This is a genomic window from Streptomyces sp. NPDC034049, from assembly GCF_055575575.1.
Genome location: NZ_JBVISJ010000004.1, coordinates 508,665 through 523,966, shown reverse-complemented (window position 1 = coordinate 523,966; position 15,302 = coordinate 508,665). Strand labels below are relative to the sequence as shown.

13 protein-coding genes are annotated in these 15,302 nt (G+C 72.2%); 7 read left to right on the top strand and 6 right to left on the bottom strand.

The genetic code is table 11. From position 1 onward, the window contains the following. Nucleotides 1-319 precede the first annotated feature (319 nt). Nucleotides 320-1,114, top strand: coding sequence for an ABC transporter ATP-binding protein (locus ACZ52C_RS15540; RefSeq protein WP_469075347.1), 795 nt, complete (start codon nucleotides 320-322; stop codon nucleotides 1,112-1,114). Between the two features lie 52 nt (nucleotides 1,115-1,166). Here the strand turns inward: ACZ52C_RS15540 and ACZ52C_RS15535 are convergent, their stop codons facing one another. Then, a complete protein-coding gene (locus ACZ52C_RS15535; protein ID WP_469075205.1) occupies nucleotides 1,167-1,850 on the bottom strand; it encodes an MmyB family transcriptional regulator in 684 nt (227 codons plus the stop codon). 275 nt (nucleotides 1,851-2,125) lie between these two features. Here ACZ52C_RS15535 and ACZ52C_RS15530 point away from each other — a divergent pair, with 275 nt between their 5' ends. The 5 genes from ACZ52C_RS15530 to ACZ52C_RS15510 all read left to right on the top strand — a co-directional run bounded on the left by ACZ52C_RS15530 (nucleotide 2,126) and on the right by ACZ52C_RS15510 (nucleotide 6,377). Further along, nucleotides 2,126-2,782 carry a helix-turn-helix domain-containing protein gene (locus ACZ52C_RS15530; RefSeq protein WP_045556747.1) on the top strand — a complete coding sequence of 219 codons (657 nt, stop codon included), beginning with the start codon at nucleotides 2,126-2,128 and terminating at the stop codon, nucleotides 2,780-2,782. A gap of 31 nt (nucleotides 2,783-2,813) precedes the next feature. Then, nucleotides 2,814-3,344, top strand: coding sequence for a hypothetical protein (locus tag ACZ52C_RS15525; protein ID WP_060882672.1), 531 nt, complete (start codon nucleotides 2,814-2,816; stop codon nucleotides 3,342-3,344). A 57-nt stretch (nucleotides 3,345-3,401) separates the two neighbouring features. Next, a complete protein-coding gene (locus ACZ52C_RS15520) occupies nucleotides 3,402-4,610 on the top strand; it encodes an MAB_1171c family putative transporter (protein ID WP_469075204.1) in 1,209 nt (402 codons plus the stop codon). Beyond that, nucleotides 4,594-6,018: an FAD-dependent monooxygenase gene (locus tag ACZ52C_RS15515; RefSeq protein WP_469075203.1), complete on the top strand. Its 1,425-nt coding sequence runs from the start codon at nucleotides 4,594-4,596 to the stop codon at nucleotides 6,016-6,018. The genes ACZ52C_RS15520 and ACZ52C_RS15515 overlap by 17 nt, the downstream gene beginning before the upstream one ends. A 131-nt stretch (nucleotides 6,019-6,149) precedes the next feature. Then, entirely contained in the window at nucleotides 6,150-6,377 is a 228-nt protein-coding gene (locus ACZ52C_RS15510; RefSeq protein WP_319115789.1) for a hypothetical protein, read from the top strand. Between the two features lie 52 nt (nucleotides 6,378-6,429). Here the strand turns inward: ACZ52C_RS15510 and ACZ52C_RS15505 are convergent, their stop codons facing one another. The 3 genes from ACZ52C_RS15505 to ACZ52C_RS15495 are packed head-to-tail and all read right to left on the bottom strand — an operon-like array spanning nucleotide 6,430 to nucleotide 8,973. Next, the gene (locus ACZ52C_RS15505) at nucleotides 6,430-7,413 is read right to left on the bottom strand and encodes a polyprenyl synthetase family protein (RefSeq protein ID WP_469075202.1); all 984 of its coding nucleotides are present in this window, start codon (nucleotides 7,411-7,413) and stop codon (nucleotides 6,430-6,432) included. Then, nucleotides 7,410-8,117: a 4'-phosphopantetheinyl transferase family protein gene (locus tag ACZ52C_RS15500; protein WP_469075201.1), complete on the bottom strand. Its 708-nt coding sequence runs from the start codon at nucleotides 8,115-8,117 to the stop codon at nucleotides 7,410-7,412. The genes ACZ52C_RS15505 and ACZ52C_RS15500 overlap by 4 nt, the downstream gene beginning before the upstream one ends. Continuing rightward, nucleotides 8,062-8,973 (bottom strand): metallophosphoesterase family protein, encoded by a 912-nt coding sequence (locus ACZ52C_RS15495; RefSeq protein ID WP_469075200.1) that lies wholly within the window; start codon nucleotides 8,971-8,973, stop codon nucleotides 8,062-8,064. Before ACZ52C_RS15495 ends, ACZ52C_RS15500 begins: the two co-directional genes overlap by 56 nt. A gap of 278 nt (nucleotides 8,974-9,251) precedes the next feature. Here ACZ52C_RS15495 and ACZ52C_RS15490 point away from each other — a divergent pair, with 278 nt between their 5' ends. Further along, the gene (locus ACZ52C_RS15490; protein ID WP_469075199.1) at nucleotides 9,252-10,418 is read left to right on the top strand and encodes an ATP-grasp domain-containing protein; all 1,167 of its coding nucleotides are present in this window, start codon (nucleotides 9,252-9,254) and stop codon (nucleotides 10,416-10,418) included. Nucleotides 10,419-10,563: 145 nt separating this feature from the next. Here the strand turns inward: ACZ52C_RS15490 and ACZ52C_RS15485 are convergent, their stop codons facing one another. Continuing rightward, a complete protein-coding gene (locus tag ACZ52C_RS15485; protein ID WP_469075198.1) occupies nucleotides 10,564-13,611 on the bottom strand; it encodes an alpha-mannosidase in 3,048 nt (1,015 codons plus the stop codon). Between the two features lie 77 nt (nucleotides 13,612-13,688). Next, nucleotides 13,689-15,029, bottom strand: a complete 1,341-nt coding sequence (locus ACZ52C_RS15480) for a 6-phospho-beta-glucosidase (protein ID WP_469075197.1) — start codon at nucleotides 15,027-15,029, stop codon at nucleotides 13,689-13,691. Between the last annotated feature and the right edge of the window lie 273 nt (nucleotides 15,030-15,302).

The following is a 15,302-nucleotide window of genomic DNA, read 5'->3' as shown; positions in this document are numbered from 1 at the left end:
GCCGCCGGGGGCCCGCTCGCCAACCACACGGAAGCCCCGCGGAATCCGCACGGGAACCGCACGAACGGAGCCTGGCACCTGCGTTCCGTACGCACGGGGGTGCGCTCTGCGCACGCTAGGAGCACGCTTCTGCGGCTGTCAACGTCCGCGCGCGGCAGGCCCATTGACCCGCCACCGGCGGCGTTCTACCTTCCCGATGGGCTTGACTCGGACGGCCCGGTCGTACGGCAGTACGGGCGCGGCGCGGCTGCGGCACGTCGTGCTGCGCTCGGCGAAGCCGCAGATCTTCGCGGGGCAACTCGAGAAGGGGCGACGGGCGATGGACGCCTTGCTCGACGTGGCGGGCCTCAAGAAGGTCTACGAGGGTGCCGGGCGGCGGGTGGAGGCGGTGCGGGACCTCACCTTCACCGTCGGCCCGGGCGAACTGGTGTGTCTGGTGGGCCCGTCGGGCTGCGGCAAGACGACCCTGCTGAAGTGCGTGGCCGGGCTGCTGAGGCCGACGGCGGGTGAGGTCCGCCTGGGGGGACGGCGGGTGGAGGGGCCGCCGCCGGGCATGGCGGTCGTCTTCCAGGAGTACGGGCGCAGCCTCTTTCCCTGGATGCGGGTCCGCGACAACGTCGAACTGCCGCTCAGGCAGAAGAAGTTCAGCAGGGAGCGGCGGCGGGGTCTGGTCGACGACGCGCTCGCCTCGGTGGGTCTGTCGGACGCTGCGGGCGCGTATCCGTGGCAGCTGTCCGGCGGGATGCAGCAGCGGGTCGCCATCGCCCGCGCGCTGGCGTACGAGCCGGAGGTCCTGCTGATGGACGAGCCGTTCGCGGCGGTCGACGCCCAGACCCGCGCCGAGCTGGAGGACCTCGTCCGGGGTCTGTGGCGGGAGCGGGGGATCACGATCCTCTTCGTCACCCACGACATCGACGAGGCCGTCTACCTCGGCGAACGTGTTCTGGTCCTGTCCGCCTCCCCCACGGTCGTCCAGCAGCGGCTCACCATCGATCTTCCGGCGGAGCGCGACCAGTTGCACACCCGGGTGGCTCCGCGCTTCGCGGAGCTGCGCAGCCGGGTGTACGAGGAGATCCAGGCGGCCAGACGGGGGGCCGCGCCGGACGAGGGTTGACCTCCGGCGCCGTCGGCGACCTGAACGCCGGCGGCGCCGGAGGGGGTGCGGCTCACCTCTCGGGGGAGGGCACCACGCTCAGGTGGGTCGACACGGCACGCCGGGGACGGCGGGCCCTGCGGATGGGGTCGCTCGGGCGGCCCACCTCGCGCAGGACGAGGGTCATCCGGTGGTAGCCCAGGTCGCGGAGGGTGTCGGGGGTCTCGCCGACGACCCGGCAGTGGGTGGCGCCCCAGCGCGGGTCGGGGTGGACCAGGGGGCGCACGGCGCCGTCGTGCCGCCCGGCGGCGGGGCCGACGGTGCGCAGCCAGTGCGGCAGGCCGTGGCGGTAGGCGGCGTCCATGATGGGGTCCTGGGCGATCTCCCGGCGGATGGACTGCAGGCCCCGGTCCTGGGGATGGCGTTCCACGGCGGCGGCGAAGTGGGCGAGCATCGGCAGGCACCAGCTGGACTCGTGGTCCCCGAGGACGGTGGCGGCGTCCGGGTGGAAGAGCACGAAGCGGAGGAAGTTGTCGTCCGGCATGGCCGTCGGGTCGGGTCCCACGCCGGTGAAGAGCGCCCGGAACGCGGCGTTGCTCAGCACGACGTCCCAGCGGTGGTCGAGGACGACGGACGGGAACAGGACGGAATCGAGCAGTACGGCGTAGTCCTGGAGGTACGCCTGTGCTTCCTGGGCTTCGAGAGTGTCGGGGACGGGCCGCGGTACCGACCGCTGCCCTCCTGCCTGATACGCCATCGGGAGGTCCACCCCTCTTGCCTATGCGGCCTTCACGCGGCTCCTTGATCCTCCTGCCCCCGGCGGAGGCGTGTCAACTATCGTGGCATTCGACGACGGTTGACGGCTGAATCTCGCCACAGTTGTGGCGAGACCTGGATGTGAGTTCGACGGAACCGCTAGTCTCCCCGCAGTTCACGGTGTACTTGCCGGGACCAGGGTCTCGCGCCAGGCTTGGATCCACGGATTCCGCAGTACCGCGAAATTGGCCTGAGAGAGACGTAGGAGATCTGTCGGTGACGGATGGCTTCGAGGTTCCGGACGCCGCGGCGACGGTTCTGCTGCCGGCCGTCGTGGCCCGTGTCACCGCGCTGGCGGACAAGTTGCGCGTGGGGCACGCGGAGGTCTTCGACACCCGGCGGCTCTCGGTGGCCTCGGGTGTGCCGGAGGCGGTCGTGAAGGCCCTGCTGAGTGGTCGGCGCGCCGGTGAGCCGGACGTCCAGGCCCGCTTTCTGCAGCGCCTGGACCTGCTGCGACGCACCCGGCTCAAGCCCAACGGCCGCAAGTACACCCAGCAGGAGATCGCCGACGGCGCGGGGATGTCGCGCCAGCAGGCGGGCGCCCTGATCAACGGTGACCGGCGCCCGACGATGGAGCACTGCGACGCCATCCAGCGCTTCTTCAGAGTGCACGCCGGTTTCCTCACCGCCGAGGATCCCGAGGCGCTGGCGAGCGCCCTGATGCGGACCGAGCAGGAGCTCCTCCAGCAGCTCGCCGACCGCGAGCGCGCGGCGGCCGAGGCAGCCGACGACCCGTTGCAGCGGCTGCTCCAGAACCACGGTGTGCGTTCCATCGCCTGGCGGGCGGCGCAGCTGCCCACCGACCAGCACCGCGACAAGGTCGCGGAGTGGTTGGACATGCTGCTGGAGAGCGTCAAGCGGCCCGAGTCCTGACCGGGGGAGATCTGTGGGCATCGGAAAGGAAATGCGCCGTCTGTGCGGCGAGTTGGTCGGCGAACTCACCCTGCCGGCACCGGCGGACCCCGCCGACCTCTACAGCGCCCTGTGCGACGCCATGAGCAGACGCCGCGGCCGCCCCGTCCACTACCGCACCGCCGCCTTCCCACCCGGTACGGCCAGCGGGCTGTGGCTGGACATGGCCGAACAGGACCTGGTCGTCATCGAGGAACGCACTGCGCCCGACCACCAGTTGGTGATCCTCGGTCACGAGCTGTGGCACATGCAGGCCGGGCACTGCGGGCAGCACGTGGACGGTGCCGCCGTCGCCGCGCGCTTATTGAGCCAGGACGCCGATCTGCGGGAGACCGTGCTGAGGGTCGCCGCCCGGACCCGTTTCGACCTGTCCGACGAGCAGGACGCCGAGAGCTTCGGACTGCTGCTGGCCAGCAAGTGCCGTATGTGGCTGGCTGGTTCGGCACTGCGCGGGCCGGTGCGCCGCGACCACCTGGCGGGCCGCATCGGGGCCTCGCTCGGCTACCGCGGGCCGCAGGGCTGAGCGGCCCCGGAACGCCGAGACGCCGAGAACGCCGAGAAGGCCGAGAACGCCGAAGACATGGACGGGTCCAGCTACTACATTCCGGCCGTCGCGATGACGATCGCGCTCGCCCTCAAGACGCCCGCGCTGCTGCGGAACTGGGGCGATCCGCTGATCAGATCCGTGTGCGCGCTGATGACGCTGGCCGCCCTGGTCTTCTGCTTCGCCGCGCCGCCGACGATCATCGAACTCAACCGCGTCACCGGCGTCACCAACGTCTCGGCCGCCGTGGTCTATCTGCTGCTGAGCGCGTTCAGCGGCTCCTGTCTGGTGCTGATCACCAACTGGCGCGGCGGCCCGCCGGAGACGACCCGCCGCCTCTCGCGCCGCTGGATCGCCGGGTACGGCGCGGTGTGCGCGGCGATCGTGGCGCTGTTCGTGCTCGGCGACGCCCCCGTGGAGCGGGTGCGGGACTTCGACACGTACTACGCGGGCGCCCCGTTCCTTCGCGAGATGATCGTGCTGTACCTGACCGGGTTCATGGTCGCGGGTCTCGCGATGAACGTGATGTGCTGGCGCTGGGCGCTCCAGGTCCGTGGATGGCTGCGCGCCGGGCTGCTGATCATCGCGTTCGGATTCCTGCTCAACGTCCCGTTCGCGGGGGTCAAGCTGATCGCCGTGGTGGCCCGCTGGCAGGGCGGCGACCTGGACTACCTGAGCACGTACGTCGCGCCCGTGCTGTCGTCCGTCGGTGCGCAGGTCTGCGCGGTCGGCTTCTGTCTGCCGCTGGCCGGAGAGCGCCTCGGCGACTCCTGGACGGTGTGGTCCATGTACCGCCGGCTCGGCCCGCTGTGGCGGGAGCTGCGCCCCGTCTGGGCCCAGGCGAGCCACGAGGTGCGGATCTCCTGGTGGGCGCCGGCCCGGCTGCAGATGACCCAGCGCGAGTCCGACATCCACGACGGCATGCTCAGCCTGTACCCGTACTTCGACGCGACGGTGCGGGCCAAGGCGTACGACGCGGCCGTCGCGTCGGGTTCGGAGCCCGTCCAGGCGCGGGCCGAGGCCGACGCGGCGATGGTGACGGCGGCGGTGCGGGCGAAGGCGGACGACCCGGAGGGCCGGGTCATCAGCTCGGCCACGGCCGACGCCCCCGCCCCGCCGGCCGAGAACCCCCGTGACCTCGTACGGATGTCCATCGCCCTGCGTCAGTCACCCGTCGTAGCGGCCGCCCGCGAATGGGCCGCCGCGACCAGGTCAGGAAGCGACTTCCATGAGAGAACCCGTTAGCGGCCCGCGCGACACCGCGGTCACGACTCCCCGGCGTGCCGTCGTCGTCGGCGCGGGCCTGGCCGGCCTGCTGGCCGCCGCCGCGCTGCGCGACCACGCCGAGGTCACCGTCGTCGAACGCGACGCGCTGCCCGAGGGCCCGGAGCCCCGCAAGGGCGTGCCCCAGGCCCGGCACGCCCATCTGCTCTGGTCCGGCGGGGCCCGGGCGATGGAGGAGCTGCTGCCCGGGGTCACCGACGCCTGGCTGGCGGCCGGCGCCCGGCGCATCCCGTTGCCGACCGGGCTGGTGGCCCTGTCGCCGCAGGGCTGGTTGCGCCGCTGGCCGGAGATGGAGTTCATGATCGCGTGCAGCCGCGATCTGCTGGAGTCGGTCGTCCGCGCCCGGCTCGTCGCCGACGACCGCGTCACGGTGCTGGAGCGCACCGAGATCCTCGGCCTCGCGGGCGACGCCTCCCGGGTCACGGGCGTCCGGGTCTCCTCCGCCGACGGCGAGGAACGGGTGCTCACGGCCGATCTGGTGGTGGACGCCGCCGGGCGCGGTTCGCGGGGCACGGCCTGGCTGGACGCGCTCGGGGTGGCGCCCGCGCCGATGGACGAGGTCGACTCCGGACTCGTGTACGCGAGCCGGATCTTCCGGGCGCCGGCGGGCACCGAGGAGTACCCGGTGGTCAATGTGCAGCCGGACGGGTCGCAGCCCGTGCCGGGGCAGAGCGCGACGCTGGTGCCCATCGAGGGCGGGCGCTGGCTGGTGACGGTGTCGGGCACCCGCGGGGGCCAACCGACCGCGCAGACCGAGGAGTTCGAGGCGTTCGCGCGGAACGTCCGGCACCCGGTGGTGGGCGAGCTGATCTCCCGCGCCGAGCCCCTGACGGACGTCGTGGTCACCCGCAGCACGATCAACCGGCGCCGCTTCTTCGAGAAGGTCTCCGGCTGGCCCGACGGCTTCGTCGCGATCGGCGACTCGGTCGCCACGTACAACCCGATATACGGCCACGGCATGTCGGTCGCCGCGCAGAGCGCCCTCGTGCTGCGGGAGAAGGTCGCCGCGTTGGGCCTCACGGCGCCGGGGCTGGCGCGCCGGGTGCAGAAGGCCGTGGCGACGCCGGTGACCCTGGCGTGGGAGCTGGCCACGGGCACCGACATCCGTTACCCGGAGGCCATCGGGAAGCGGCCGAACGCGGTGCAGAGGCTCTTCGGGCGTTACGTGGAGCGGCTGATGCGGACGGCGCTGGGCCGCCCCCTGGTCTTCAGGCCGTACCTCGGCGTGGTCACCCTCACCGCGCCGATCGGCGCCCTCGTCCGCCCCGAGGTGGTCCTCGCGGTGCTGCGCGGCCCGGTCAAACCCCCTTTGACGGAACCGCCGCTGACGGAGGATGAGCGCAGGACGGTGCTGGGAGCGGGCTCCTAGCGGGCTCCTAGGGCGACTTCCGCGCGCGGGAGAGCGGGATTGTCAGTGGTGGACGGCAAGCTGGGAGGGTGCCGCCCGTGTGCCGGGGCGGGCACGGAGTTTCGCCGATCCGACCAGGGGAGAGCCGTTCGATGCCGACCGCCGTACTGACCGACCGCGAGCGCGCCGCCGTTCAGGCCTATCTGCGGCTGCTGGGAACCGTGCGAGCAGCGTTCGACGGGCCTTTGGAGTCCCGCCGACCACCCGTGGTGCCGCCCGCCGCGCTCGCCGAGGCGGAGCAGGCGCTGGCGGCGGCGGGCCTCTCGGGCAACGAGGAGGAGTTCTTCGCACTGCTGAGGAGCTGGTGCCCGGAGGTGTGAGCGCGCGGGCGGGGCGGTCCGCCGGGTCTCCTCCGGCGGAACCGCGGCTTTTCTAAAGCAGGCCCTCGGTCAGGTACATCCCGGCGGCCTGGTCGACCAGTTGTCGCAGGGCCGGGAGGTAGGTCTCGTCGCCGCCCAGTTCGTCGAGGACGCGGTGCGCGTCGTCGCGGAACGCCGTGAGGTCCTTCTCGAAGCGCCGGAGCACGGCGGGGGCGAGGAGAGTCGCGCGGAGCCGGGCGCGGGCCGGTGCGGAGTCGCGCGCGGCACGCCCGAGTTCCGCGACCCGTGCCCTGGATCCGGGGGACGTCTCCTCCAGGGCGCAGGCGAGGAGATAGGTGACCGTGCCGTTGCGCAGGTCCTCGTCGCGGCCGGAGAGCAGGTCCTCCTGGTCGTTGAAGAGCTGCCAGAGGATCCCGAAGACATCGCCGAACTCCCGCCAGAGTTCGGTCCGTTCGGTGCCCGCGCCGGAGAGGATCGCGGCCATGGCCGTGATCATTGCGAAGGGGGCGCCGGACTTGCCGCGATAGGCGGCCACGACCGCGTCGCGGGAGGCGTTCGCCGGGTCGCCGCGCAGATCGCGCAGCTGGCCCTCCACGGCGTCGATCCAGCAGTCGACGATCTCCCGGGTGAGGGCGTTGCGCACCGCGTCCGGCACCGGCTGGGCCTGAACGACCCTGATGGGCAGGGCCTGTCCGCTGAGGACGGAGGCCAGCAGTGCCTCGTCCGTGCCGAGTCCGGCGGGGGTGTGCGCGCCGTGGCCGTCGGCCAGGTCGTCGAGGTAGCAGGCGGAGGTCCACCACAGGACGTGCACGGCCGACAGGGGGACGGCCGGTCCGGGGACGCCGGTCTCACAGGCGTGCACGAGGAGGGGGAGCACGGACAGCGGGTATTTCATCTGCTGATGGCCCAGCAGCCCGGATAGGGATCTTCGGACCGCCGCGGTCGACGGCCCGAGGCTCTCCAGGGCGCCGACGATCTCCGCGTCGATGTCGGATGCGACCTGTCGGTGCAGTTCGGTGTAGGTGAGGGTGGTCATCCGGCGTCCTCGTCCGCTGCGGGAAAGGGGACCGGGACCGCCGTCGCCAGCAGCCCGCCCCGGACGGTCCAGCGCCCGTCGAAGGTGTCGACGCGACGGCCGTCCACCACCGGTCCGGGGACGAGGAGTCGGGCGCGCAGCGCGCCGGAGCGGCCGTCGGGGCCGACGGTCAGCTCGATGTCGGCCTCCGAGAAGTCCAGCCACCGCCGGGTGAGCGGGAACCACGCCTTGTAGACGGACTCCTTGGCGCTGAAGAGCAGCCGGTCCCAGTGGACCGCGGGGTGGTCGGCGGTCAGCCGGCGCAGCCGTGTCTCCTCGGCGGGCAGGGCGATCGCCGTCAGGACGCCCTCGGGCAGGACGTCGTGGGGTTCGGCGTCGATACCGAGGGAGGCGAGGTCGACGGCGCGGACCAGCGCGGCGGCGGCGTACCCCTCGCAGTGGGTCATGCTGCCGGTCAGTCCGTCCGGCCAGCCGGGGGCGCCGCGCTCGCCGGGCACGATCGCCCGTGGGGCGACCCCGAGCTTCTCCATGGCCCGCCGGGCGCAGGCACGGACGAGGGTGAACTCGCGGCGCCGCTTCTCCACCGCCCGGGCCACGACCGCCTCCTCCTCGGGGTACAGCTCGATCCCCTCGACGGCGGCGGCCGCTTCATGGGCGTGCGCCTCCACGACCACGACCGCTCCCGGGAGCAGTTCCTCGATCACCGGCTCCGACCTCCATCGGCAGAATGCGGCGCAGCCTGCCCGGGGGTTCCGGGCGCGGTCGCCACTCGCGGGGGTATCCCACGGACACCTCTTCGAAGCGGACCCCGTCCAGCCAGGTGGTCCGCGGGATGTGCAGATGGCCGTAGACCATGACCTCGACGTTGAACCGCCGGTGCCAGTCGGCGGTCAGCTCCGTGCCGCACCACATGGCGAACTCGGGGTACCACAGGACGTCCGTGGGGTGCCGGTCCAGCGGGTAGTGGTTGACCAGCACCTTCGGCAGCTCGGCCGGCAGTTCGGCGAGCCTGCGTTCGGTCTCCGCGACACGGGCGTGGCACCAGGCCTCACGGCTCGGGTACGGGTCGGGGTACAGCACGTGCTCGTCGGTGCAGACGATCCCGGTGCCGTGCGCGTAGGCGAGTCCCGCCGCCTTGGTGGCGCATCCCTCGGGCAGGAAGGAGTAGTCGTACAGCAGGAACAGCGGCGCGATCACCACCGGGCCGCCGGGGCCCTCCCAGAGGGGGTACGGGTCCTCGGGGGTGACGACGCCCAGCTCACGGCAGAGGGCGACGAGATGGTCGTACCGTTCGACGCCCTTGTGGGGGACGGTCTCGCTGGGGTGGGTCCACAGTTCGTGGTTGCCGGGCACCCAGACGACCTTGGCGAAGCGGTCGGCGAGGGTGCTGAGCGCCCAGCGGATGTCGGCGACCTTCTCGGAGACGTCACCGGCGACGAGCAGCCAGTCGTCGTCGGTCTCGGGGCGCATCCGCTCGACCAGGGCTCGGTTCTCCAGATAGCCGATGTGCAGATCACTGACGGCCAGCAGATTTCCGTGACGGCCGACCCTCGACTCCACCCGTGCTCCCTTCCGAACACCGAACATCAACACGAGAACACAGGTGCGCGCCCGTGGACAAGACCGGCCGGCCGCGCGGGGGCGGACGGCTCCCGGCGCGCCCGCCCCACAAGGATTAACACGCGCGTGACAGAAACATGGGCCCCGGTGGCCGTATGATCCGTCCTACACCACCGCCACGCCCCTCCTTCGCGTACGGCGGTTCGGCGTACCTCCATCCCCCCTGGCCGGGCACGGCCTGCTTCGCCCTGCCCGCGAACCCTGGAAAGGCGGCCTGCATGGTCTCTCGCGTACGCGTCTGGCTCAACCGCACGTACGCGGAGAATGTCTTCTTCATGGATCAGCTGCGGCATAATCCGCACGCTCGTCCGGTGGAGATCCATGCCACGCACGGCGACGCCGACTCCCCCGTCCTGGCCGCCGCCGACACCGCCGACCTGGAGCCCGAGGGCCTCTCCCCCGCCGCGTACGTGGAGTACGCGCTCGACCAGTGCGCCAAGCGCGGTATCGACGTGTTCGTGCCCCGGCTGCACCAGGCGGCCCTCGCCGCGCACCGCGAGGAGTTCGCCGCCGTCGGGACGGCCCTGCTGGCGCCGACCGCCTCGGCCATCGAGGTCTTCGAGGACAAGGTGACCGCGTACGAGGCGGTCCGGGAGCACGGGGTGCCGGTCCCGCCGTGGTTCCGGGTCACCGACGCCGACGAACTGATCGCCGCCGTAGAGGAGTTGGAGGCCGACGGGCACAGGGCGTGCTTCAAGCCGGCGTCCGGTGCGGGCGGGGTGGGCTTCCGTGTCGTCACGCGCACCCCCTTCTCGCTCGAACATCTCAGTGGCTTCCCGAGCCCGTACGTCCAGCTCGACATGGTCGTGGAGGCGGTACGGGCGGCCGAGGAGCCGGTCGACTGGATGGTGATGCCGCGGCTGGAGCAGCCGGAGGTGTCCGTCGACTGCCTCACCGGCCCCGACGGACGGGTCCGGATGGCCGTGGGCCGCACCAAGAACGGCCGGCGGCGCGGGTTCACGCTCCACCCGGCGTGGATCGAGCCGGCGCGGCGGATCGCGGAGCGGTTCGGGCTGCACTACCTGACCAACATCCAGTTCCGGATGTACGGCGACGAGCCGGTCCTCATGGACATCAACACGCGCCCGGCGGGCGGGCTGCACCAGCTGGCGCTGTGCGGGATCAACGCGCCGTGGGCCGCTGTGCGGTTGGCGCTCGGCGAGGAGCCGGGGGATGTGCTGCCGACGCGGCTGGGGCAGGACTACACGGTGGTGTCGGGGCCGCGGCCGGTGCGGCCGGTGGCGTTGCCGCACCAGGTGGCCGAGGTGCCGGTGGCCGAGGTGGCGGTTGCCGAGGTGGCCGTTGCGGTGGATGCGCGGCCGGTGGCTGTCGCGCCGCCGGTGGCGTGCAAGCCGACCGCCGCGGACCGGCCCCTCGCCGTCTGAGCCACCAGGGGCTGTGCCCCTTCGATCCCCACCTGCGGGTCCGGTGGGGCTTCTCGCGCAGTTCCCCGCGCCCCTGAAAGGCCTGCGGCCCTTCCACAGGGGCGCGGGGACGGCGTTCAGCCTTGATGCTTCCCGGGACGCGGGGTCACCGCTTCCCCACCGCCAGCCGCAGGGTCTGCACCTCGAACGGGCGCAGCGTCACCGGGACGCCGTCGCCGTCCGTGGCCGCCTCCGACAGGGGGCGTTCCAGCAGGTCGGTGATCTGGGCCCCGGCCAGCGGGAATCCGGTGCGCAGAACGCCCCGGGCCCGGCCGCCGCTCGACTCGTAGATCCGGACCACGACGTCGCCCGAGGCGTCGTCGGCGAGCTTGACCGCCTCGACGGTCACACCGTCGCCGTCGACGGACACGACCGGCTCGGGGGCGCCCGCCGCGTCCGCGACGCGCAGCGGCAGGTTGAGGGCGTAGCCCTCGGCGACCGCGTCCTCGATGCTCGCGCCGGGCAGGAGCGAGTAGGTGAAGCGGTGCTTGCCCTGGTCGGCCTCGGGATCCGGGATGCGCGGGGCGCGGACCAGGCTGAGGCGGACCGTGGTGGTCGTACCGCCGTCCTCGCGGACCGTGCGGGAGACGTCGTGGCCGTACGTCGAGTCGTTGATGACCGCGACGCCGTAGCCGGGTTCGCCGACGTGCACCCAGCGGTGGCCGGAGACCTCGAAGCGGGCCGCCTCCCAGCTGGTGTTGGTGTGGGTGGGGCGCTGGATGTGGCCGAACTGGATCTCGGCGGAGGAGTGGGCGGCGCGGACGTCGATCGGGAAACCGGCCTTGAGGAACTTCTCGGCCTCGTGCCAGTCGATGTCCGTCTCGAAGTCGATCCGGGGGCTGCCGGCGCGCAGGGTGATCGTCTGGGTGATGCGGGAGCCCTTGCCGAAGGACCGCTCCACGCGGATCGCGCCGAGCAGGGGGTCCTCCTCGACCACGGTGATCGACTCGGGCTCCAGCAGGTCGGTGTAGCGGTTCCTGTAGTGCTTGTCGACGTCCCAGGCGTCCCAGTAGTTCGGGAGGTCGGTGTGCAGGCGGAGCAGGTTGCCCGTGTCGCCGAGCACCTCGCGGTCGGCACGCAGGTCGCGCACGGAGGCGAGGGTGCCGTCCTCGGCGATCTCCACCCGGACCAGGCCGTTGTCGAGGACGCGGCCGGAGACGGTGACGGGGTGCGGGGCCTCGGCGGGCGCGAGGGGCGCGCTGCCGTTCGCGGGCACCGTCACGTAGGCCGGGGCGCCCGTGGAGGTGCGGACCACCTCGGCACGGTCGCGGGGGCTGGTGTTGAACACCCGTGCGTCGCCCGCGCCGAGCGCCGCGACCGCCTGCGCCGTCAGCTCCTCCAGTTCCTTCGCCACCCGGGCGTACTCCGCCTCGGCCTCGCGGTGCACCCAGGCGATCGAGGAGCCCGGCAGGATGTCGTGGAACTGGTGGAGGAGGACCGTCTTCCAGAGGCGGTCGAGCTTCTCGTACGGGTAGGTGTACTCCGGCGCGTGGAGCGCGGCCGTCGTCGCCCACAGCTCGGCCTCGCGGAGCCGGTGCTCGCTGCGGCGGTTGCCCTGCTTGGTGCGGGCCTGGGAGGTGTACGTGGCGCGGTGCAGCTCCAGGTACAGCTCGCCGTTCCAGACGGGGGCGTCCTCGTACTCGGCGCGGGCCTTGGCGAAGAACTCGTCGGGGTGTTCGACGACGACCTTCGGGGAGCCCTCCAGGTCCGCGAGGCGGCGGGCCCGTTCCATGATCTCGCGGGTGGGGCCGCCGCCGCCGTCGCCCCAGCCGAAGGGGGCCAGGGAGCGCGTACCGGCGCCCTTCTCCTGGTAGTTGCGGACGGCGCGGTCCATCTCCTCGCCGCTGAAGCGGGCGTTGTAGGTGTCGACCGGCGGGAAGTGGGTGAAGATGCGGGTGCCGTCGATGCCCTCCCACCAGAAGGTGTGGTGGGGGAAGCGGTTGGTCTGGTTCCAGGAGATCTTCTGGGTGAGGAACCACTCGTTGCCGGCGAGCTTGGCGAGTTGCGGGTAGGAGGCGTTGTAGCCGAAGGAGTCCGGCAGCCAGACGCCCTTGGTCTCGATGCCGAAGTGCTCGATGAAGAACCGCTTGCCGTGGACGAGTTGGCGGGCGATGGCCTCGCCGCCGGGCAGGTTGCCGTCGGACTCGACCCACATGCCGCCGACCGGGACCCACTGGCCCTTGTCGACGGCCTTCTTGATCCGCTCCCACACCTGCGGGTAGTTGTCGCGCACCCACTCGTACTGCACGGCCTGGGAGCAGGCGAAGATGAAGTCCTCGTACTCGTCGGCCAGCGCGGTGACGTTGGAGAAGGTGCGGGAGGTCTTGCGCTTGGTCTCGCGGATGGGCCAGAGCCAGGCGGAGTCGATGTGGGCGTGGCCGACACCGGAGATGGTGTGGGCGCTGGCGTGGGCGGGCTTGGCGAGGACCGGGGCGAGGATCTCGCGGACGGCGGTGGCGCTGCCGGAGACGTCGTCGAGGTCGACGGCGTCCATGGCGCGGTCCAGGGCGTGCAGGATCTCGTGGCGGCGGGGCTCGTGCTCGCCGAGGTGGACCATCAGCTCGCGCAGCACCTGGAGGTCCAGGTCGAGGTGGAAGACCTCCTCGTCGAGGACGGCGATGTCGGCGCGCCGGAAGGTGTAGAGCGGCTTGTCGCCGGCGGTGAGGATGTCGCCGAGCGGGGTGATCTTCGAGAAGTTGTCGGCGAGGATGTCGGGGTTGGAGGCGGCCTCGACCAGGTAGTCGACGCTCTCGCCGCCGCGTACGGGGTTGCCGATCGGGACGTACTGGTTGAGCGGGTTGACCGCCTTCAGCGGGGTGCCGTCGGCGAGGTGGACCAGGGCCTCGGCCTGGTTGCCGGGCCAGTCGCCGACGAACCCGAGGTCGATGACGGCCTCGACGCGGCGGCCCGCCCATGTGGCGGGGACCTGTCCGCGCATCCGGAACCAGGTGGTGCCCCACGGCGGGCCCCAGGGGGTGTCCATCGCGAACGGGGTGTACGAGGCGGCCGCGGCCTCCTCGAAGGGGACCGGCTCGCCCGGCGCCTGCCAGGCCTCGACCTCGAAGGGCACGGAGGCCGCGTAGACGGCGGGCTTGACACGTTGGGTGTGGACGCGCTCTACGCGTTCCTCGATCCGGCGGCGTTCGTCATGCATGAGAGGTCTCCAGAGAGGGTCGTGCGGGAGCGGGTGGTACGGGGGACGGCTCCGGAAAGCGCTTTCTGGGCGGGAGCCTACTTCAGGTAGTCCAGGCCAGGGTGCACGGCCGTGTAGCCCTCGACCAGACGGCGGGCCACGTTCACCGAGTCCACCAGAGGGTGCAGGGCGAAGGCCTTCACCGCGGTCGTCCGGGAACCCGCCTCGGCCGCCGCCAGGACCTCGCGCTCGACCGCCTTGACCGCGCAGACCAGGCCGGTGGCGTGGTCGGGCAGGGGGGAGACGTGGACCGGGTGGGCGCCGTTGGCGTCGACCAGGCAGGGCACCTCGATGACGGCCTCGGTGTCGAGGGTCGAGAGGGTGCCCTTGTTGCGGACGTTGAGGATGAGGGTGGTGCGCTCGTCGCGGGCGATGGCCCGCATCAGGGCGAGGGCGACCTTCTCGTAGCCGCCGGAGAGGTCGTCGGCGTCGCGTTCGCCGGCGCCGGCGGTCTCCCGGTTCTCCGCCATGTAGGTGGCCTCGCGCTCGGCGCGGGTGCGGTCCCAGGCCTTGAGGGCGTGGGCGTCGGGGCGGCGCATCTCCTCGTAGAACTGGGCCTGCTGCTCCTTGAGGAAGGCGCCGCGGGTCTTCTCGACGGCCTGGTAGGCGCGGACGGCCTCGCGGTTGAAGTAGTAGTAGTGCAGGTACTCGTTGGGGATCGCGCCGAGGGACTGGAGCCAGTCGACGCCGAAGAGCTTGCCCTCCTCGAAGGAGCCGAGCAGGTCGCGGTCGGCGAGCAGGCGCGGGAGTTCGTCGCGGCCGGCGACGTACAGGCCGCGGACCCAGCCGAGGTGGTTGAGGCCGACGTAGTCGATCCAGGCCTCCTTGGGGTCGGTCACCCCGAGGACGCGGGCGATCCGGCGGCCGAGGCCGACGGGTGAGTCGCAGATGCCGATGACGCGGTCGCCGAGGTGGCGGGACATGGCCTCGGTGACCAGACCCGCCGGGTTGGTGAAGTTGATGACCCAGGCGTCGGGGGCGAGGCGGGCCACGCGGCGGGCGATGTCGACGGCGACCGGGACCGTGCGCAGGCCGTAGGCGATGCCGCCCGCGCCGACGGTCTCCTGGCCCAGCACGCCTTCTGCCAGGGCCACGCGCTCGTCGTTCGCGCGGCCCTCCAGGCCGCCGACGCGGATCGCGGAGAAGACGAAGTCGGCGCCGGTGAGGGCCTCGTCGAGGTCGGTGGTGGCGGTCACCTCGGGGGCGTCGGGGACGTCGGCCGCCTGCTCGGCGAGGACGCGCGTGACGGCGGAGAGCCGCTCGGTGTCCAGGTCGTGCAGGACGACATGGGTGACCCGGCCCTCGGCGCGGTCCCCGAGGAGCGCCCCGTACACGAGGGGCACCCGGAATCCTCCGCCGCCCAGAATCGTCAGCTTCACGCAACTACCACCTTTGCCGATCGTGCATGTGTGCGAGTCCGCATGCGCGGGCCCCGCGGAACCCGCCTGCCCGGGGCCGCCCGGAAAACGACGGGGCGGGCCGGCCCGGACCCGACCGGGCGAGGTCGCCCGGACCCGGATTCCCGGGCCCTGCCAGGGCCGAACTCCGGGCGCCTTACGGGGCCGAGCGCACCGACCCGGTCGAGACGAGCTGACCAACCCTGCCGAGACCGGCCGACTCGACCCGCCGAGGCCGGGCTTGCCGACCCCGGT

Excerpts from the sequence above, each read along its gene's own strand:
- ACZ52C_RS15535 (WP_469075205.1), bottom strand. The coding sequence starts at position 1,850 with ATGGCGTATCAGGCAGGAGGGCAGCGGTCGGTACCGCGGCCCGTCCCC.
- ACZ52C_RS15510 (WP_319115789.1), top strand. The coding sequence starts at position 6,150 with ATGCCGACCGCCGTACTGACCGACCGCGAGCGCGCCGCCGTTCAGGCC.
- ACZ52C_RS15525 (WP_060882672.1), top strand. The coding sequence starts at position 2,814 with ATGCGCCGTCTGTGCGGCGAGTTGGTCGGCGAACTCACCCTGCCGGCA.
- ACZ52C_RS15485 (WP_469075198.1), bottom strand. The coding sequence starts at position 13,611 with ATGCATGACGAACGCCGCCGGATCGAGGAACGCGTAGAGCGCGTCCAC.
- ACZ52C_RS15515 (WP_469075203.1), top strand. The coding sequence starts at position 4,594 with ATGAGAGAACCCGTTAGCGGCCCGCGCGACACCGCGGTCACGACTCCC.
- ACZ52C_RS15490 (WP_469075199.1), top strand. The coding sequence starts at position 9,252 with ATGGTCTCTCGCGTACGCGTCTGGCTCAACCGCACGTACGCGGAGAAT.
- ACZ52C_RS15540 (WP_469075347.1), top strand. The coding sequence starts at position 320 with ATGGACGCCTTGCTCGACGTGGCGGGCCTCAAGAAGGTCTACGAGGGT.
- ACZ52C_RS15520 (WP_469075204.1), top strand. The coding sequence starts at position 3,402 with ATGGACGGGTCCAGCTACTACATTCCGGCCGTCGCGATGACGATCGCG.
- ACZ52C_RS15505 (WP_469075202.1), bottom strand. The coding sequence starts at position 7,413 with ATGACCACCCTCACCTACACCGAACTGCACCGACAGGTCGCATCCGAC.